Origin of the sequence: Streptomyces sp. NBC_00539 (assembly GCF_036346105.1) — a bacterium.
Lineage (GTDB): Bacteria > Actinomycetota > Actinomycetes > Streptomycetales > Streptomycetaceae > Streptomyces.
Genome location: NZ_CP107811.1, coordinates 3,842,967 through 3,860,355, shown reverse-complemented (window position 1 = coordinate 3,860,355; position 17,389 = coordinate 3,842,967). Strand labels below are relative to the sequence as shown.

The window sequence follows — 17,389 nt, the reverse complement described above, 5'->3', positions numbered from 1 at the left end:
GGTGATCATGGGGTTCCGCGAGGACGCGCTACGCGCCCGCCGGGACGGTGCCCGTGCTGCCCGAGCTGACCGTCCCGCAACCGACTGCCCGTACCGCGGCGACGAGCCGCTACTGCGGGCTGCATGGATACGTGGTTACGTTCAATCGCGATAAAGGTTCACATCGCCGCTCAGCCACTCGTCGTACTCGGGAGTCCGGTTGGGACCAACGGTCCTGTCGAGGAGCTGCTCTTTAAGTAGCTCCGCTGGCGACGGAACGGTCCTGCAATGCTGCAATACGCCCCCGGTGGTAAAGGGCTGGATGTGCACGCAGCCGACGGCAGGATGCCTTGCATTGCTCGCCCGGGATAGCGCCGCTTCGGAGAAGCCTCCGGCCGAGCACAGAATCCCCCGATCGCAACCGACGTCGAGCATCTTGCCGATGAACTCGTCCACAGTCCCGATGCTGATTGGCCTCTTGTAACGCTTGGCCTCGACAGCAATGGTGATCGGCTGGCCGGCCACCTGACCTCGCACGAAGGCATCGAGTTGTCGTGTGGCACCGCTGATTAGGCCGAGCACGTGCTCATCGGCGACGAGGTGGGCGCCCGGGTCAAGGCTCGCTATGAGCTCGTTGACTTCCCACTCGAACTCCTGCCACGGCGGGACAGCCTTGGGTTGGGCCCCACCAGTTCGCGTTTCCGACCCCCGACGAATCATCCGTGCATCGTAGTCCGCTGCCCAGTCAGAAGGAGTGTGATCCCTCATGCCCGACTCACCCCTGCCCCGGCACCCACGCACCGGCGAGCGAGCCCTCGGCCGCCGCCGGGACGGCCGCCCGATCTGGCCCATCAAGGGCGGCTCGGGCGAGGGCGGCGACCCCGCCCCGACCGGCGACCCGAACCCCAACCCGCCTACCCCGTCGGCACCGCCCGGTGATCCGGCGGCCGAGCAGCAGCTCGCCGACGCCAACACCCGCGCCGAGCAGGCCGCGGCCGAGCGGGACGACCTTCGCTCCGCCCTCGACGCCGTGACCAAGGCGCTCAACCCCGGCGGCGACACCACGCAGGACCCCGCCGCGCTCGCCGCCGCCGTCGCCGAGCGCGACCGCCTGCTGACCGAGCACGCCGCCGAGCTGCGGACCGCCCGGGTCGAGCTCGCCGTCGCCCGGGTCGCCGCCGACCAGGGCGCGCGCGGCGACCGCCTGCTCAACTCCCGGTCCTTCCTCGCCTCGGTCGCCGGCCTCGACCCGCTCGACAAGGGGTTCGACGACAAGCTCACCGCCGCGATCAAGGGAGCCGTAGACGCCGACCCCGAGCTGTACCGCGCCAACGCCACACCGCCGCGCGGGGGCGGCGAGTTCAACGGTCCGCCCGCCGGCGAGCGCCGCGCGACCACCCTGCACGACGCCATCGCCGCCCGCATGAGGAGCGGCTGACCCTAGGAGAATCGTTTGCCTACCTCCCTCGCCGAGGCTCGGAACAACGCGCAGGATGACGTCGACGTGACCGTCATCGACGAGTTCCGCAAGAGCTCGGACATCCTCGACCGCCTCACCTTCGACAACACCGTGAACCCGACCGGTGGGGGCGACACCCTGACGTACGGGTATCGGCGCCTGATCACGCAGGCGAACGCCGACTTCCGGCCGCTGAACAGCGAGTACACCCCGGCCGAGGTCGCGACGCAGCGGTACACGGTCGACCTCGTTCCGCTCGGCGGGTCGTTCCGGATCGACCGCGTGATCTCGCGCATCGGCCCGGCGGCGTCCGGAGCGGTCGCGCTGAACATGTCCCAGAAGATCAAGGCCGCGCGCGCCAAGTTCGCCGACGCCGTGATCAACGGTGACAAGGCGACGGACACGAACGGGTTCGATGGGCTGAGCAAGATCCTGACCGGGACCGACACCGAGTACCTGCCGCTCGCGAACGGCGTCGCGTCCGGTTACCTCGACTGGACCGCGATCAACGACAAGGCCGCCGCGCTCGCCGCGCAGCGCCACGTCGACTCGTGGCTCGCGAGCATGGATGACACCCCGGATGTGATCTACGGCAACCGGCGAACCCTCGCTCTGTTCAAGGCCATTGCCGCGTGGACCGATCAGCTCGACAAGTCCACCGACGCTTTCGGCCGCCCGATCGTCGCGTACAACGGAATCCCGTTGATCGACCTCAAGTCCAAGGCGGGCAGCAATGCCGACGTGATCGGGCTCGTCAGCCGCGACACCGACGGCGCGGGCGGGGGCGCGGCCGTGTCCGGTCTCGGTGACCTGTTCGCGATCCGGTACGGGCTCGACGGTTTCCACGGTGCCTCGGTCGCCTCGGTGCCCCTCGTGCAGACCTTCCTTCCGGACTTCACGAACGCGGGCGCGGTCAAGCTCGGCGAAGTCGAGATGGGGCCGCTCGCCCCGGTCCTCAAGGCGACCCGCGCCGCGGCCGTCCTGCGCAACATCAAGAGCGCGTGATGCCCATGAACGTGCGCATCACCGCCCCGATCAGCGACTACAACGGCGACGGCCCCGGCGGTCTCCACTTCGTCGACGGCGCCGCCGTCACGGACGACGTAGCGATCATCGGCTACTGCCAAGGCGCCGGCTACACCGTCGAGCCCCTCGACGACGAACCCCCCGGCGATGCGCCCGCCACCGAGCCGGACGGCCCGCCAGACGACAAGTCGGCGGGCCGTTCCGGTTCCCGCCGCGCGAGGGGGTGACCTTGGCCCGACAGCCCTACGCCACCCCCGAACAGCTCGCCGCATGGCTCGGCACCCCCGCCCCGCCCGAGGCCGAGCACCTGCTCGCACGGGCGGGCGAGGACATCGACTCGGCGCTGCTCACCGCGATCTACCCCGTCGACGACGACGGCGACCCGACCGACCCGCAGATCGCCGCCGCCCTCGGCTCGGCGACCTGTGCGCAGGTCGAATACTGGCTCGCCGCCGGCGACGACGGCACGGGCGCGGCGGGCAAGTGGGACTCGGTCTCTATCGGCCCCGTCAGCCTGTCCGGCCGCGCCGCCTCGGCGTCCGGAGCGGCCGGCGTCGAGCTCGCCCCCCGCGCCGCCCGCGCACTGCGCCGCGCGGGACTGACCCCGGGCGAGGTACAGCAGTGGTGACCCGAGTCCCCCGGTCCCTGCTCCGCCACCGGATCGGTGTCGAGCCCTACATCGGCGACGGCGCGTACGGCCCGGCCTACGCCCCGTACGTCGAGGTTCCCGCGCTCGTCGGCGAGGCGGTCCGTATGGTCCGGGCCCCCGACGGCCGGACCGTCACAAGCAGCGCGCAGGTCATCGCCGCCCCCGGACTGGCCTGCCCGCCCGGTAGCCGGGTGACCCTGCCCGGCGGCCGGATCACCACGGCGATCAGCGTCGCCGAGCACACCGCCCCGGGCCTGCCGGTCCCCGCGTCCACGGAGGTGATGTGCGAATGAGCCGCGCCCGACTGAGATGGAACGGGACCGCCGCCACCGGAGCGATCCGCGAGGCCGCGACCCGGGGTCTGCTGCTCGGCGCCGAGCACGTCCTCGCCGAGAGCCGCAAGCGCGTCCCCATCAATGAGGGAACCCTCGAACGGAGCGGGGCGAGCTCGGTCGACGAGCAGCAGATGACCGCCGCCGTCTCCTACGACGTGCCTTACGCGGGTCGGGTCCACGAGGACATGACCGCCCGGCACGCCCCCGGGCGCAGCGCGAAGTACCTCGAAGGCGTGTTGCCCGCGAGCGCGGGCGAGGTGCAGGCGTTGATCGCCGCGCAGGTCCGCCGGGCGCTGCGGTGAGCTACGGCGTCGCCCTGGCCGACGGATTGGCGCGGCTGCTCAACGCGGCCGGCGTCGGTGTCTACCGGACCGACGGCCCGTACGCCCCGGGCGAGACGGCGATCACCGTCGCCCTGCTGCCGCCCGCTCCCGACCGTGCTCTGTGCCTGTCGCTCTACTCGGTCGCCGACTCGGCCGCGCTCACGGACACGACCACCGGCCTACAGGTGCGCGTCCGGGCGGGCGCCGACCCGCGCGAGGCCGAGGTGCTCGCCGACCGCGTGCACGACGTGCTGCACGCGTCCGGGCCGCACGTCTTCGGCGAGGTCCGCGTGCAGCTCGTCTTTCGCGTCTCCGCCGGTCCCATCGGCGCCGACTCGGCGGGCCGCTGGGAGCGGACCGCGAACTACCACTGTCGCGCCCACCGGGCGCACCCCAACCTCGAATAAGGGAGGTCTCATTGAGCACGCCGCCGCCCGTAGACGACGTGACCCTGCTCGCCCGGCGGTACCGCCTTGAGCTCGACATGCCGACCGTTCCCGGTACTCCCGTGTGGACGCTCGTCCCGGGCGTCTCGGAGTTCGCGCCGAAGATCGAGCCGACCGCCCAAGAGCTCAACCTGTACGACGGCGAGGGCTACCCCGAGCAGGTCGTGACCATGCTCAAGTGGTCCATCGAGACCACCGTCGCCCACCGCGCCAACCCGACGACCCTCAAGTTCTCCAGCGCCCAAGAGGCCCTGCGCAAAGCGTCCATGAGCTTTGGCGCGGCATCGTACGTCCGGGTCCGCTGGTTCGACCGGACCGGCCTGCCCGACGCGTACGAGGGCCGCGCCATCGTTCAGTGGGAGCCGGACGGCGGCGACGCCGCCGAGGTCGATACCGTCAAAATCACGCTTACCGGCTCGGGCCCCCTGACCGCGATCACGAACCCCGTCGCGACCCCGGGCCTGCTGTCCGTCGAGGGCAAGACCGCCAAGGCAGGGGGTAGCTGATGGGCTTCGAGGCACTCGGCGAGCTACTCGACGAAGCGCTGACCCTGCCCCTCGGGGGCAAGCCGTACCGGGTGCCGGCGCCGACCGCCGAGGTCGGTCTGCTCACACAGGCACTCGTGCACGCCGCGGCGGTGGCCGCCGACGGGGGCCGCGCCGACGAGCAGGTGCTCGCGGACGCGGCCGAGCGCAACCACTATCAGGACGTGCTCGGCCCCGCCTACGACGAGATGCTCGCGGACGGGGTGTCGTGGCCCGAGCTCAAGCACGCCGCCCTCACGTGCATGGTTTGGATCGCGCAGGACCGCACCGCCGCCGAACGGTTCTGGAACTCGGGCGGCGACCCAAATCGACTGGCCCCGAACCGAGCCGCTCGGCGCCGGTCGGGCGGGGCGACTACGACGAAGAGTCCGGCCTCTGGGAGTGGTACGAGTACCCCGCCGGCGCCCGCCCGCGCCAAGGCCAAGGGCAAGCGCCGGAAGTGACATGGGCCCGGATTCTCGACGAGTGGCCGCTCGTCGAGGCCGACCTGCACGAGACCTACGGGCTCGACCTCAGCACCCCCGGACTCCTCCAAACCCGCTCGTGGCGATGGCTGCGCGTGCGGGTCCTCGGCCTGCTCAGCACCGAGACGCGCCTCGCGCGGCTGCTCAACCCCTCGCCTGACGCGCCCGCCCCCTAACCGGGGCGGCGCACGACCGACCAGGGGGTGAGCGATGGCCCTCATGGTCGGCGAGCTCGCCGCCACCATCACCGTTGACGACTCCGGTGCCGCCGCAGGGGTCGCCCGCGCCGAGCAGGCGATGCGCCAAGGCGGCGACCGGATCGCCGCCGACGCCGACCGCGCCGGCGAGCAGGCAGGCGACGCCCTCGGCGACGGACTCGCCGACGGCGCAGCCGACGGCGGGGCGGAAGCCTCGCGCGGCATGGGCACCGCCTTGAAGGGGTTCGCCGCAGCGGCGATCGGCGCCGGCATCGGCGCCGCCCTCATGGCCGGAGTCGGCGCGGCCCTCGAACAATCCAAGATCCCCGGACAGCTACAGGCACAGCTCGGAGCGACCGGCCCGGTCGCCAAGACGTACGGCAAAGTCGCGGGCGATCTCTACGCCGGCGCGATCGTCGAATCGGTCGCCGACGGCGCAGAGATCGTCAAGGGCATCGCCCGAAACGGCCTGCTGCCACCCGAGGCGACGCAGGGGCAGATCAAAACCCTTGCGACGCAGGTAGCGAGCGCCGCAACGGTCATGGGCGAGGACGTCTCGAACGTCAGTCGCTCCGTCGGCACGATGCTGAAAACGGGCCTCGCCAAGAATGCCGAGGAAGCCCTCGACGTACTCGTCAAGGGGACGCAGAACGGCGTCGGCGCCGCCGAGGACCTGCTCGACACGTTCAACGAGTACCCAACTGAATTCCGGCAGCTCGGTCTCGACGCTCAGACGTCGATGGGGCTGCTGCAACAGGGACTCCAAGGCGGTTCCCGCGACGCCGATATCGTCGCCGACAGCCTCAAGGAATTCACCTTGATGGCTCAGGGAATGGGCGAGGCGACAGCGACTGCCTATAAGGATCTCGGTTTCAACGCCGACCAAATGCAGAAGGTCTTTCAAAAGGGCGGACCGGAAGCAGCAAAGGCGCTCGACCAGATCCTCGACAAGCTGCGCGGCGTCAAGGACCCCGCGAAGCAGAGCGAGATCGCGCTCGGCCTGTTCGGTACCAAGGCCGAGGATATGCAGAAGGCGATTTACTCGCTCGACCCGTCGAATGCCGTTAAGGCGCTCGGGGACGTCAAGGGCGCCACTGACGCCGCCGGAAACGCGCTGCATGACAATGCGGCGACGAAGATCGAGGCGTTCAAGCGAGGGATCGAGCAGAAGCTCGTCGGCGCGATCGGCAACTACGCGATCCCGGTCATTGAGAAGCTCGCGAATTGGGTCGGCGCGGGCGGACTCGGCGGCGCGTTCAGCGCGGGTGCCGCGTTCGTCTCCGAGCACTCGACGGCGCTCACGATCGCCGCCGGCGTGATCGCCGTCCTGATGCTTCCGACGCTCATCGCGTTGGGTGTCACGGCCACGACGACGACCATCGCGGTCGTCACCGGATGGGCCACTCAGACTGTCGCGGGCGTAACCGCTGCAGCCCGGTTTGTGCTGCTCAACACCACAATGTTGGCGGGTTGGGTGGCGCAGGGAGTAGGCGCCGCCGGGGCCGCTGTGCGGGTGGTCGCCGCGTGGGTCCTCATGGGCACGCAGTCCCTGATACAGGGCGCCCGGATGGCCGCGGCGTGGCTGCTCGCCATGGGGCCGATCGCGCTCGTGATCGCCGCCGTGGTCGCGATCGTCGCCCTGATCGTCGCCAACTGGGACACAATCGTCAGCGCGACAAAAGCCGCGTGGGATTGGGTGTGGGGCAAGCTCAAGAGCATCGGAGAAACGATTCTCCAATTCTTCTTGAACTGGACTTTGGCCGGTCTCATTATCAAGCATTGGGACGCCATAAAGAGTGGCACGGTATCCGCTTGGAACGCCACGGTCGAATGGGTCCGGGGAATTCCTGGGCGCATCCTTGACTTCTTCCTCAACTGGACCTTGGTCGGGTTGATTATCAAGCATTGGGATTCTATCAAGTCGGGCACCGTCCGAAAGGCCGGGGAAATGCTCGATTGGGTGCGTGGCCTGCCGGGCATGATCGCAAGCTACTTCGGCAATTTCGGCTCGATGCTCTACGACAAGGGCCGTGATCTGATCTACGGCCTGTGGAATGGCATTAAGGGCATGGGATCTTGGCTGCGCTCGACTCTCACGTCTTGGGCCAAGAATCTGATCCCGGGACCGATTGCGAAAGCGCTCGGCATTCATTCTCCGTCGCGTCTTATGCGAGACAAGATCGGCCGCTTTATCCCGGCGGGCATCGTCGAGGGCATCAAGGCCGGATCGTCGGCGGTCGACCGGACGATGCGCAATCTCGTATCCGTTCCGGCTCGTCCGCAGTTCGCCGCCGCCGGGATGCCCGGCAACGGCGTTGCGGGGGCGGGTGGTTGGGGTCCGAGCGTCCACATCGAGAACTGGCACGGCGGCGAGCAGAGCCCCGAGCAGAACGCCGTCGCGCTCGCGTGGCACATGAAGGCAAGGGGGTGAGCGATGGCCCCCGGCGACCGTGTCCGCCATGCCGGACACGTCCAGTTCGGCGACCTGCTGCTCGGTCCGAGCACCCCGTACGGATGGGAGTCCCTCACTGGGTGGGAGGACTCCCCCGGCCTCGACTCGGGAACGGTGCCCCGATCCGATGCGCACGGCGCCTATGCGGGCCGGCTGCTCGCGCAGGTCCGGACGATCACTCTCGACGGGGTGGCGATCCGGAGCGAGCCCGGAGCGATGGGCGCCGCCGTCCGGACCCTGTCGACGGCTACCGCGCTGCGTGACGACGAGCTGCCGCTCGTGATCCAGCTCGACGACTCCCCGCCCCTGCTCTGTTGGGCGCGGTGCATCCGGCGGGCCGTGCCCGTCGTGGCGGGCGGGTACGCGATCGGTCTCGTCACCGGGGCGGCGCTCCAGTGGGAAGCCACCGATCCGCGCAGGTACAGCGTGATCGAGCAGCAGGTCGAGGCGCGCCTGCCCGCGGCCGAGCCCGGCCTCGACTGGCAGGTGACTCCGGGTCCGGAACGGCTGCTCTACCCGATGGCGTTCGGTGCACCGGGCAGTACGGGGTCACTGATCGGCGTCAACGAGGGCGACGCCCCGAGCCATCCCGTGATCACCATCCGGGGCCCGGTCTCCCTCCCTTCCGTGACCAACCTCGCCACGGGCGAGGCGATCGAGTACGACATCGACCTCGCCCTCGATGACGAGTTGGTCATCGACACCCGCGACGGAACGGTGACGCTCAACCGGACTGCGGCGCGGCTCTACACCGCGACCGCCCGCAGCGTCCCCGAAGCCCTGTTCACCCTCAACCCGGGTAAGACGTCGCTTCTCTTCCGCGCGTCGCCCGGCACCACCGACCCCCGCGCCTCTTGCTCGATCCGATGGCGCTCCGCCCACTGGTAAGGAGGCAACCCTCTTGACCGTCCGTGCCGGATGGCTGCTCCCTGCGGGACAGACCCGCGAAGACACCCGCCTCGTGCCGCTCGGTGTGATGGCGCCCGAGACCGCGATGGGCTCCCGCGACGGCGTGATCGCCGGAGGAACCGCCCTGGCCGCGACCGGCACCGCCGCCATGCAGGTGCAGCTCGCCGTCGGCCGCGCCCTGGTCCAGGGGGCCGACGCCCAGGGCGCTTACCCTGTCGCCGTCACCGCTCCAGAGACGCTCACCATTGCCGACGGACACGCGCAGTACGGGCGCATCGACGCCGTGGTGCTGCGGGTCTACGACACCGCGTACGACACCACCGGGCAGACGATCGCCCGTGCCGAGATCGTGCAGGGCGCCGCCACCGCGACCCCCGTCCCTCCGACCCTGCCCGCCGCAACGCTGCGGCTGTGGGAAATCACCGTCCCTGCCGGCACCTCGGCCGGAACGGGCGGGATCACGTGGGCATCGGCCCTCGCCGACCGCCGCCGCTACACCTCGGCGTACGGCGGGATCATCCCGCGCGGGTGGGGCCTGTCCTTCCCCGGCGCGTACGCGGGTCAGTACCGCGACAACGGCAATGGCTTGGACAGGTGGGACGGCGGATCGTGGCAGCCCCTCGACGCCACCGTCGGATGGACGCCGCTCTCCCTCGCCTCGGGCTTCACCAACAACGGCAACGGCAACGGTGACGTCAAGTACCGGCGGATCACCCTCGGCGGCGCCCCCTTCCTGCAACTGCGAGGCGGCGTCTCATGGGCGACCGCTGGTTCACCGCCCAACGGTGGAAACCTGCTTGCCTCGGTCCTGCCTGCGAGCTGCCGTCCGGCCGCCCTCACGTCCGTACCGATCGCCGCCGCCAGCGTTCCCATCAAGTTGGACGCTTCGGGCAACGGGCAGCTACGACTGATCGCCAGCGCGGCAGTGGGCACGTGGGCGGCACTCTCCGGGGTGCAGTACCCCCTCGACGCGTAGAGGGGGTGATCGTCTGATCGCCCCCGCGTACCGGGTCGTCCTATGCGACCTGCGCACCGACCAGATTCTCGACATCCTGCCCGTGAGCGATGTGTCGCTCGATGACTACATCGGCAAGATCGGGACCGCCGCTGCGACCGTGCCCCTGCCAAACGCGCAGATCGCCGCCCGCGTGCGGTCCGCGCTCGACCTCGGCCGAACCGCGATGTGGATCGAACGCGGCCCGGACGTGTGGTGGGGCGGAATCCCGTGGACCGCCAGCCTGACCAGCAACCAGCGCGGCGACCTCGGCCTGCGGATACAGGCCGGCGGGTGGGCGTCCTACCTCGACCACCGCGCGATCTTCGATACACAGCAGGCCGTCGGTGTCGATCAGTTCGACATCGTCCGGGGCCTGATCGACTACAGCGCGAGCCTGGCCGGCGGCGACATCGGCATCGAGTACGACACCGAGCAGCTCTCGGGGGTGCTGCGCGACCGCACGTACCGCCGCTATGACCAGCCGCGCATACGCGAGGTCATCGACCAACTCGGAGCGGTCGAGGGCGGTTTCGAATGGAGGATCGCGAGCTACCGCGACGCGAGCAGCGGCCGGCGGATCAAGCAGTTGCAGCTCGGAGCGCCCGTGATCCGTACGGGCGAGTCCGAGATCGTGCTCGACCATCCGGGACCGGTCCTCTCTTACGACTGGCCCATCGACGCCACCGTGCGCGCCAACGTGTGGCAGAGCAGGGGCGCGAGCGACAACCGCAATCAGACCGCCGAGTCCCTCCCACTGATGACCGAGCTACTCGTCGACGAGCAGCAGCTCGCCGCCGGGTGGCCGCGCCTCGATGGGACTTCGGACTACACCACCGTTACGGACCCCGCGACCCTCGCCGCGCACGCACGCGCCGACCTCGCCGCCGCGCTTACCCCGCGGCCGATTCCCGAACTGACCGTCGCGCTCGACCGGGCCGCACTGTCACCCGCGCTGCTCGGCGCGACCGTCCGCGTGCGCATCCGGGATCTGTGGTGGGCCGAGGGGCTCGACCAGCGGTACCGCGTGGTCGGCCTCGCCATCAGCCCGGCCCTGCGCGGCCGGCCCGAGACCGCAAAGCTCTACCTGGAGGCCGCCTAATGGCAGCGATTCCCCTCGACCTGCTCGACCGAATCCGCGAGCTTGAGCGCCGAGTGCGTGAACTCACCGGCCGCGCGAACATGCGCCCGGCGCTGGACAAGATCCTTCACGGCGACATCGTCATCGGCGAGGGCGGGCAGCTCATCGCCCAGACCCCGACGGGCGCCGAGACGTTCAAGGTCGGCGAGACCGGCCAAGGCGACTGGGGGGTGTTCATCCGCCGGCAAAGCGGGACCCGCGCTTTGACCGTGGGCGACGACCTTCTGCAAGGCGACCAGATGATCCGCATGTGGTCGCGCGACACCACCGCCCCCGAACGCGTACTCGTCATGGACGACGCGTTCAGCGACCGGTTCCTCGGCCGTCCCATGCTTCCCCTTCAACTCCACCCGACACAGCGCCAGAACACGAAGGAGACCACCTATCAGCCCGCGTGGTGGGGCTCCGGTCCCGCAACGCACGCGGTCGCCGAGATCGAGGTCTTCACCTACGCCAACACGGGCGGCGGGCAGGTCAAGGTCACCATGCGGCCCGACAGCGGCGACCCGATCACGGTCGATGAGTGGGACTGTCCGGCCGGCCAGTGGACGGACCGGATCATCACGCAGCCTCTGCACGAGGTCGAGTTCATGCAGTGGGTCGACTGGACGGTCGAACACCGGAACAAGGAAGCGGGCCGCGATATCGAGACGCGGCTGTACTCGGCGCTGTACCGCCACACCTACAGCCCGGCCGAGGCGCCGCGCGTACCTACTCGGACGCCCCCGGCCACGGCCGCAGCCACCCCGCCCCCGCCGCCCCCCGAGCCGAAACCGGCACCCGAGCAGGGGCTGCGCACCATCGACGACTAGGAGGGTCCTGCCCTGCTGCCCCCATCCATAGCCACCGTGACCGTGCACGCGCGGTACCTCGCCCCCGACGGCACTCCGCTGTCGGGGGCGCTCGTGTTCCGGGCACCCGCGACCCTGACTTTTCCGCAGGCCGACGTGATCCTCGGCGGCCCTGTGACCGTCCCCCTCGACGCGCAGGGATCGATCGAGGTCACCCTGCCCGCCACCGACTCGCCCGACATGGACCCGTCCGGGTGGGCGTACATCGTGACCGAGCAGCTCTCTGGAATCCCCGTCGGCCGCTCGTACAACATCGTCCTGCCCAAGGCGCTGCCCGAGGTCGACCTCGCCGATATCGCCCCCACCGACCCCGCAAAGCCCAACTACGTAGGCGTAGCGGGCCCCGTCGGTCCGCAGGGTCCGACTGGCACCCCGGGATCGCGTATCCACAGCGGCACCGCCGCACCCGCGGCCGACCTTGGCCTCGACGGCGACCTCTACGTGCGATACGAGACCTCCACGTTCCTCGGCGTCATCTCGACAACCGTCTCGACATGGCAGCGCACCGCCGGAACATGGGCGCAGCTCGGCGGCGACGTGCGCGGCGCCGCCTGGTACGTGAACACGACGACGACCCCGAGCACCAACACACGACCGGGTGACCTGCTGCTGCGCACTGATACCGGCGACCTGTGGCAGCGCGGCGCTTCCGGGTGGGGGACGCCCGTGGGGAACCTGCGCGGCCCCACGGGCGCAACAGGCGCGGCCAGTACGGTTCCCGGTCCGCCGGGGCCCAAGGGAGACACCGGCCCCGCCAGTACCGTTCCCGGACCGCAGGGCCCCAAGGGCGACCCGGGGGCAGGATCGGTCTCGACCGTCAACGGTTCCGCGGGCCCGGATGTCGTGATCACCGTCGCGGGCAAGACAGGGACGGCGATCGCCCTCACCGCGGCGGACGTTGGCGCGCAGCCCACTGGTACCGCTGTCCTGCTCACCGGCACGCAAACGGTGGCGGGCGCCAAGACGTTCAGCAGCGTTCCGTCATCGAGCGTCGCGCCGACCGCCGACACGCATCTCGCCCGCAAGAGCTACGTCGACAGCCTCGGCGGGAGCACATGGCTACCCGCCGATCTCGGGTTCACGAGCTGGACGTTCGACCCGGCCACCAGCAACAGCGGGCAGAACCTGCTCGCCGGATACGTCTACCTGTGCGGGATCAACCTGCGAGTGCCCACCACCGTGACGAACGTCTGCTTCTACTCGTGCGGGTACGGGGGCGGGACACTGAACGCGAGCAGCTTCGCTGGCCTCTACACCGCCGCTGGCGCCCGCGTCGGAGTGACAGCCGCGCTCTCTACGATCTTCACCCCGAACGAGGGCGCGACCGTCGTCTGCCCCCTCACCACCGCCTACTCGGCCCCCGCCGGAACCTACTGGGTGGCCATCGTCACGAACGGACAGACCGCGAGCCCCTACAACGGGCCCGTACTCGCCCGGGGCGCGAACCTCGGCACTTCCCCGGCAGGCGCCGCCGCCATGCCCGGCGCGTTCCGCCGCGCGGCCCGCCTCACCGCGACCGGGCAGACCAGCCTGCCCGCGTCCTTCACCCCCGCGTCGGGCCTGACCTACGACGCAAACGCCATTTGGGCCGCCGTCGCCTGACCGAGCCGGCCCTCGAAACATCCGCCCCGCGCCCTTTGGCCGGGGCCTTCTTCATGTCTGGAGACACCACCCATGGCAGTCCCGTTCAGCCCTGATCGGCTCGTGGCGATCCTGCGCGCCGAGGGCGTGCGCGTCGTCGAGGTCGACGAGTGGCGCACCCTCAACCGCAACCACCGCGGGCCGTTCGGCCCGATCAACGGCGTGATGATCCACCACACCGTTTCGAGCGGCACTGACTCGTCGGTGCAACTCTGCTACTCCGGATACGACGAGTTGCCCGGCCCGCTGTGTCACGGCGTAATCGCCAAGGACGGCACGGTCTACCTGATCAGCTCGGGCCGCGCGAACCACGCCGGCGGGGGCGACGGGCGGGTGCTCGCCGCAGTCGTAGCCGAGCAGTCCCTGCCCGCGACGGCCAAGCACGAGGGATCGTCGGGCGCGATCGACGGGAACGCGCATTTCTACGGGTTCGAGTGCGTCAACCTCGGCGACGGCCGCGACCCGTGGCCCGCCGAGCAGCTCGACGCGATCGAGCGGAGCTCGGCGGCGATCTGCCGTGCGTACGGGTGGTCGGCCGCATCCGTGATCGGCCACAAGGAATGGTCGGATTGGAAGAGTGACCCGCGCGGGTGGTCCATGGACGACATGCGCGAGCGGATCGACAACCGGCTCGGCCGTACGCCCGAGCAGCCCAAACCCACCCCGCCCCCGGCTGCGCAGTACGCCCCGTTCCCCGGGGTCGCATGGTTCAAGCAGAACCCCCGCTCGCCGCTCATCACAGCCATGGGCCGCCGCCTCGTCGCCGTCGGATGCAGCCGCTACTCGCAGGGACCGGGCCCCCAGTGGACCGAGTCCGACCGGCAATCCTACGCCGCGTGGCAGCGCCACCTCGGCTACTCCGGCGACGACGCCGACGGGTGGCCCGGCCCGTCCTCGTGGGCCGCGCTCAAGGTCCCCAAGGTCTGAGGCCTTCCCCGCGCCCGCCCGCACCGCCGGGCGGGCGCCCGCTCCTCCCCTGAAAGAGGTACACCCATGACCGACGCGCAGCGCCGGACCGTCCGCACCGTCGTTCAGACCGTGCTCGCCCTCGCCGCAGGGCTCCCCCTGATCATCGATGCCTCGGGCATCCCGCAGACCGCGGCCGGCGTCGGTGTGGCCCTTGCCGTCGCGGGTGGCGTCACCCGCGTCATGGCCCTTCCGGTCGTCGAGGCCCTGCTGCCCGCATGGCTGCGCGCTGCACCGGACCGCGACGCCGAGCTGCTCGCCCTCGACCGCCGCCCGGACGGCCGCCTGTGACCGACCCCTCGCCGTCCGACGTCGCCCTCGAACTCGAAAGACTGCGCGGCGTCGTCGAGGCGGGATTCGCGCGCATCGACGGATCGCTCGCCCTGCTCGTTCAGCGGTCCGACCAAGTCGACCGGCAGCTCGCCGACCACGAGGCCCGGCTCGACGCCCTCGAAAAGACCCGCTGGCCGCTCCCGAGCGTCCTCGCCCTGGTGGCCGTGGTGGGTCTCGCCCTCACCCTCTGGCAGACCGCCGCCCACTGAACGCAGCACCCCCCGCCACCGGCCTCGTGCCGGTGGCGGGGGGTGCTTTGGTCGTTTTGGGTGAGGGGAGGCAGGGGCCCTCGACGGTGCACTCGTCGAGGGCCCCTGCTCCAGGGTCACCGCGCAGGGGGTCTATGCGACCGCGTGCACGGGAGGTGCCCCCCATATACCGCCGCCCGCCCCCGCATGGGAGGCGACATCCGGGCGGACGGCGGAGTCTGTGACGTACGAGGGCCGGCGATGCCGCCCGCGCTGGTGCCTGCCCGTGGGCGTCTCGACCACGCGCACGGTCACGGGACTTGCCCAGCAGTAACAGCGGTAGCTCTCGCCCGCCTCGGCCGGCGGGGGCGTGATCCCCCGGCGAGCGCTCGGCAGGGAAGCACACACGGCGACGAGGCCGAGACCGGCAACTGTCAACGCTCCGATACCGATCAAGACGTACAGCGGGTCAATGTCGAGCATGGTCATGCCGCCTCCCCGTACGCGAGGGTGAACTGCACCCGCTTGCCGAGTCCATCGTTCGGAACGGCGCGCAACTCGGCGGCGTGTGCACGAATCAAGGTCAACCCTCGACCGTGCTCGTCGCGCCACGGGGCCGGCGGGCGGGGGCTCGGAAGCCATCCCGGGCGGTCGTCATCCACGGACACGGTTACGGCGGTCGAGCCGAGCGACACCTCGACCGTGATCCGGGGCGAGCGCGTGTGCTGGTAGGCGTTCGTGACCGCCTCGGACGCGCAGAGCTTCGCCCGATCGGCGATCTCGTCGTGCCCGAAGGTGACCAGCAGCAGCACGAGCCAGTCACGTACGACTTTGGGTGTGGTCGCGGCGCGTGGCGCCGTCATGCAGTAGCTCACGCCAGGCTCAGGGGGCGGTGCAGGCGGTAAGGCACTCATGGTCATTTTATCGTCTCCCAACGCGGTCGAGCGTGCGTCGCTTTGTGCGCGTGGCGATGGCCGCTCCCGGGCGACGACGCGTCAAGACGCGTGTCAGCGGCTGCACTTCGCGGGCTAGCTACGTGCGACGCGGTGCTGCCAGGACCATAAGGTAAAAGGTTGGACCGGTACAACCCTGTACCCCCAAGAACCCTTCTGGGTGGACCCATGACGCCGCAACCGGCAAACTCGGGTAGGACAAGGGGAAGGGACACATGCCGCCGAGGGACAATCCGACCGCCCGCCAGATCCGTTTGGGCTCTGAGCTGCGAAAGCTGCGCGAGCGCGCCGGCATGACCGCACGAGACGCCGGCGGCTTGCTCTCCACCGATGCGGCGAGGATCAGCAACATCGAAGCCGGTCGCCTCGGGATCAGCGACGAACGCATTCGCCGCCTGTTCACGTTCTACCAATCCGACGACGAGGCCCTACTCGCTGCCTTGTGCGCCATTGCCGTAGAGCGGCGGGGAACGCACTGGTGGGACGATTACCGCGGCATCCTGGCCCCCGGGTTCCTCGACATCGCCGAACTCGAACACCACGCGACGGGCCTGCAATGCCTCCAGCCCATGACGTTTCCCGGCGTCTTGCAGACCGAGGACTACGCACGGGCCTTGTTCGCGGGGGTCATCCCGCAGGTACCGACGGAAGAGGTTGACGCACGAGTCGAGCACCGGATGAAGCGCCGCGCGATCTTCGAGCGCGACGCCCCAACCCGGTTCGACGCCATCGTGCACGAGGCCGCACTGCGGATGCGAGTCGGCGGCCGGAAGGTGGCCCGGGATCAACTCGAACACCTGCTGCACGTGTCCGAGCAGGAGTGGATCACGCTCCGGGTGATCCCCTTCACGGCGGATGACTTCATCGAAGTGACTCAGACCGTGATGTACGCGACTGGAGCGGTTCCGCAGCTCGACACCGTTCACATCGACACACCTTTCGGCGGTCGCTTCCTGGACACAGCCGCAGACCTCGACCGGTATCGAGCCCTGCTCAAGTTCGCCGAGCAGACCTCGCTCGACCCCGACGAGTCGCGAAGTTTCATTCACCACATCGCAAGAGAACTGTGAGAAATTCAGGGATGAACAGCGAATTCCAGTGGCAGAAGTCGAGCTTCTCCGGGGGCGGCGGCGAGCAGTGCCTGTACGTCGCCAAGAGCGAGGGCGCGATCATGCTCTGCGAGAGTGACGACCCGGCAAGCATCATCACCACGTCGCCCGAGAAGCTCGCAGCGTTCATCGCGGGCGTGAAGGCCGGCGAGTTCGACCACTTCGTCAACTAGCCCCCTTCCGCGCCTCCAACGCCGCTAGCTCAACCCCTCGCCCACCCGGGGCGGGGGGTTTTGCATATGCCAGTCTGCACGTTTGTACCGGTCCACACTTGCAGCCCCATTGAGCGTAGCGCTACCGTCTCACTGCGTCACTTCGGCAGGTCGGTCCGCTGGCCATACCGCTCCTGACGTGGCCTAACTCTGCCCACAGCCTGACCCGTTGGCAGAGTTCCGCCCGGGGTTGCCCCTTGTCCGCCGTTCCAATGCT

The 17,389-nt window shown here is 69.8% G+C and carries 24 protein-coding genes; 22 read left to right on the top strand and 2 right to left on the bottom strand.

Annotated features, from left to right (window positions below; all coding sequences use genetic code 11):
* Positions 1-7 precede the first annotated feature (7 nt).
* Positions 8-154 carry an Rmf/CrpP fold protein gene (locus OG861_RS17325; RefSeq protein ID WP_330261796.1) on the top strand — a complete coding sequence of 49 codons (147 nt, stop codon included), beginning with the start codon at positions 8-10 and terminating at the stop codon, positions 152-154.
* Here OG861_RS17325 and OG861_RS17320 read toward each other — a convergent pair.
* Positions 142-699, bottom strand: a complete 558-nt coding sequence (locus tag OG861_RS17320) for a restriction endonuclease (protein ID WP_330261795.1) — start codon at positions 697-699, stop codon at positions 142-144. The genes OG861_RS17325 and OG861_RS17320 overlap by 13 nt on opposite strands.
* Before the next feature lie 46 nt (positions 700-745).
* On the opposite strand from OG861_RS17320, the gene OG861_RS17315 reads away from it, so the two are divergent.
* The 19 genes from OG861_RS17315 (at position 746) to OG861_RS17225 (ending at position 14,919) form a co-directional block, all read left to right on the top strand.
* The gene (locus OG861_RS17315; RefSeq protein ID WP_330261794.1) at positions 746-1,417 is read left to right on the top strand and encodes a hypothetical protein; all 672 of its coding nucleotides are present in this window, start codon (positions 746-748) and stop codon (positions 1,415-1,417) included.
* A gap of 15 nt (positions 1,418-1,432) precedes the next feature.
* Entirely contained in the window at positions 1,433-2,443 is a 1,011-nt protein-coding gene (locus OG861_RS17310) for a major capsid protein (RefSeq protein ID WP_330261793.1), read from the top strand.
* Positions 2,443-2,691 carry a hypothetical protein gene (locus OG861_RS17305; RefSeq protein WP_330261792.1) on the top strand — a complete coding sequence of 83 codons (249 nt, stop codon included), beginning with the start codon at positions 2,443-2,445 and terminating at the stop codon, positions 2,689-2,691. Before OG861_RS17310 ends, OG861_RS17305 begins: the two co-directional genes overlap by 1 nt.
* A 2-nt stretch (positions 2,692-2,693) precedes the next feature.
* A complete protein-coding gene (locus tag OG861_RS17300) occupies positions 2,694-3,092 on the top strand; it encodes a hypothetical protein (protein WP_330261791.1) in 399 nt (132 codons plus the stop codon).
* Positions 3,089-3,406, top strand: coding sequence for a hypothetical protein (locus tag OG861_RS17295; protein WP_330261790.1), 318 nt, complete (start codon positions 3,089-3,091; stop codon positions 3,404-3,406). Before OG861_RS17300 ends, OG861_RS17295 begins: the two co-directional genes overlap by 4 nt.
* On the top strand, positions 3,403-3,750 hold the full coding sequence (locus OG861_RS17290) for a hypothetical protein (RefSeq protein ID WP_330261789.1): 348 nt from the start codon (positions 3,403-3,405) through the stop codon (positions 3,748-3,750). Before OG861_RS17295 ends, OG861_RS17290 begins: the two co-directional genes overlap by 4 nt.
* Positions 3,747-4,178 (top strand): minor capsid protein, encoded by a 432-nt coding sequence (locus tag OG861_RS17285; protein WP_330261788.1) that lies wholly within the window; start codon positions 3,747-3,749, stop codon positions 4,176-4,178. The genes OG861_RS17290 and OG861_RS17285 overlap by 4 nt, the downstream gene beginning before the upstream one ends.
* 11 nt (positions 4,179-4,189) lie before the next feature.
* A complete protein-coding gene (locus tag OG861_RS17280; protein WP_190026908.1) occupies positions 4,190-4,723 on the top strand; it encodes a phage tail tube protein in 534 nt (177 codons plus the stop codon).
* Positions 4,723-5,205, top strand: coding sequence for a DUF7426 family protein (locus tag OG861_RS17275; RefSeq protein ID WP_330261787.1), 483 nt, complete (start codon positions 4,723-4,725; stop codon positions 5,203-5,205). Before OG861_RS17280 ends, OG861_RS17275 begins: the two co-directional genes overlap by 1 nt.
* Positions 5,202-5,402 (top strand): hypothetical protein, encoded by a 201-nt coding sequence (locus OG861_RS17270; protein WP_330261786.1) that lies wholly within the window; start codon positions 5,202-5,204, stop codon positions 5,400-5,402. Before OG861_RS17275 ends, OG861_RS17270 begins: the two co-directional genes overlap by 4 nt.
* 34 nt (positions 5,403-5,436) lie before the next feature.
* On the top strand, positions 5,437-7,854 hold the full coding sequence (locus OG861_RS17265) for a phage tail tape measure protein (RefSeq protein WP_330261785.1): 2,418 nt from the start codon (positions 5,437-5,439) through the stop codon (positions 7,852-7,854).
* Positions 7,855-7,857: 3 nt separating this feature from the next.
* Entirely contained in the window at positions 7,858-8,763 is a 906-nt protein-coding gene (locus OG861_RS17260; protein ID WP_330261784.1) for a phage distal tail protein, read from the top strand.
* Positions 8,764-8,776: 13 nt separating this feature from the next.
* Positions 8,777-9,760, top strand: coding sequence for a hypothetical protein (locus OG861_RS17255; RefSeq protein ID WP_330261783.1), 984 nt, complete (start codon positions 8,777-8,779; stop codon positions 9,758-9,760).
* An 82-nt stretch (positions 9,761-9,842) separates the two neighbouring features.
* Positions 9,843-10,880: a hypothetical protein gene (locus OG861_RS17250; protein WP_330261782.1), complete on the top strand. Its 1,038-nt coding sequence runs from the start codon at positions 9,843-9,845 to the stop codon at positions 10,878-10,880.
* Positions 10,880-11,731 carry a hypothetical protein gene (locus OG861_RS17245; protein WP_330261781.1) on the top strand — a complete coding sequence of 284 codons (852 nt, stop codon included), beginning with the start codon at positions 10,880-10,882 and terminating at the stop codon, positions 11,729-11,731. The genes OG861_RS17250 and OG861_RS17245 overlap by 1 nt, the downstream gene beginning before the upstream one ends.
* 36 nt (positions 11,732-11,767) lie before the next feature.
* Complete coding sequence (locus tag OG861_RS17240) at positions 11,768-13,372, top strand: phage tail protein (protein WP_330261780.1); 1,605 nt, start codon at positions 11,768-11,770, stop codon at positions 13,370-13,372.
* 72 nt (positions 13,373-13,444) lie between these two features.
* Complete coding sequence (locus OG861_RS17235) at positions 13,445-14,338, top strand: peptidoglycan-binding protein (protein WP_330261779.1); 894 nt, start codon at positions 13,445-13,447, stop codon at positions 14,336-14,338.
* 66 nt (positions 14,339-14,404) lie between these two features.
* The gene (locus OG861_RS17230; RefSeq protein WP_330261778.1) at positions 14,405-14,668 is read left to right on the top strand and encodes a hypothetical protein; all 264 of its coding nucleotides are present in this window, start codon (positions 14,405-14,407) and stop codon (positions 14,666-14,668) included.
* The gene (locus OG861_RS17225; RefSeq protein ID WP_330261777.1) at positions 14,665-14,919 is read left to right on the top strand and encodes a hypothetical protein; all 255 of its coding nucleotides are present in this window, start codon (positions 14,665-14,667) and stop codon (positions 14,917-14,919) included. The genes OG861_RS17230 and OG861_RS17225 overlap by 4 nt, the downstream gene beginning before the upstream one ends.
* 464 nt (positions 14,920-15,383) lie before the next feature.
* Here OG861_RS17225 and OG861_RS17220 read toward each other — a convergent pair whose 3' ends face one another.
* Entirely contained in the window at positions 15,384-15,773 is a 390-nt protein-coding gene (locus OG861_RS17220; protein WP_330261776.1) for an ATP-binding protein, read from the bottom strand.
* A 293-nt stretch (positions 15,774-16,066) separates the two neighbouring features.
* On the opposite strand from OG861_RS17220, the gene OG861_RS17215 reads away from it, so the two are divergent.
* Positions 16,067-16,921, top strand: coding sequence for a helix-turn-helix domain-containing protein (locus OG861_RS17215; RefSeq protein WP_330261775.1), 855 nt, complete (start codon positions 16,067-16,069; stop codon positions 16,919-16,921).
* A gap of 11 nt (positions 16,922-16,932) precedes the next feature.
* Positions 16,933-17,133 carry a DUF397 domain-containing protein gene (locus tag OG861_RS17210; RefSeq protein WP_330261774.1) on the top strand — a complete coding sequence of 67 codons (201 nt, stop codon included), beginning with the start codon at positions 16,933-16,935 and terminating at the stop codon, positions 17,131-17,133.
* Positions 17,134-17,389 lie beyond the last annotated feature (256 nt).

Coding starts and splice junctions, on each gene's coding strand:
- OG861_RS17325 (WP_330261796.1), top strand. CDS start 8: ATGGGGTTCCGCGAGGACGCGCTACGCGCCCGCCGGGACGGTGCCCGT.
- OG861_RS17320 (WP_330261795.1), bottom strand. CDS start 699: ATGATTCGTCGGGGGTCGGAAACGCGAACTGGTGGGGCCCAACCCAAG.
- OG861_RS17315 (WP_330261794.1), top strand. CDS start 746: ATGCCCGACTCACCCCTGCCCCGGCACCCACGCACCGGCGAGCGAGCC.
- OG861_RS17305 (WP_330261792.1), top strand. CDS start 2,443: ATGCCCATGAACGTGCGCATCACCGCCCCGATCAGCGACTACAACGGC.
- OG861_RS17290 (WP_330261789.1), top strand. CDS start 3,403: ATGAGCCGCGCCCGACTGAGATGGAACGGGACCGCCGCCACCGGAGCG.
- OG861_RS17275 (WP_330261787.1), top strand. CDS start 4,723: ATGGGCTTCGAGGCACTCGGCGAGCTACTCGACGAAGCGCTGACCCTG.
- OG861_RS17265 (WP_330261785.1), top strand. CDS start 5,437: ATGGCCCTCATGGTCGGCGAGCTCGCCGCCACCATCACCGTTGACGAC.
- OG861_RS17260 (WP_330261784.1), top strand. CDS start 7,858: ATGGCCCCCGGCGACCGTGTCCGCCATGCCGGACACGTCCAGTTCGGC.
- OG861_RS17245 (WP_330261781.1), top strand. CDS start 10,880: ATGGCAGCGATTCCCCTCGACCTGCTCGACCGAATCCGCGAGCTTGAG.
- OG861_RS17235 (WP_330261779.1), top strand. CDS start 13,445: ATGGCAGTCCCGTTCAGCCCTGATCGGCTCGTGGCGATCCTGCGCGCC.
- OG861_RS17230 (WP_330261778.1), top strand. CDS start 14,405: ATGACCGACGCGCAGCGCCGGACCGTCCGCACCGTCGTTCAGACCGTG.
- OG861_RS17215 (WP_330261775.1), top strand. CDS start 16,067: ATGCCGCCGAGGGACAATCCGACCGCCCGCCAGATCCGTTTGGGCTCT.
- OG861_RS17210 (WP_330261774.1), top strand. CDS start 16,933: ATGAACAGCGAATTCCAGTGGCAGAAGTCGAGCTTCTCCGGGGGCGGC.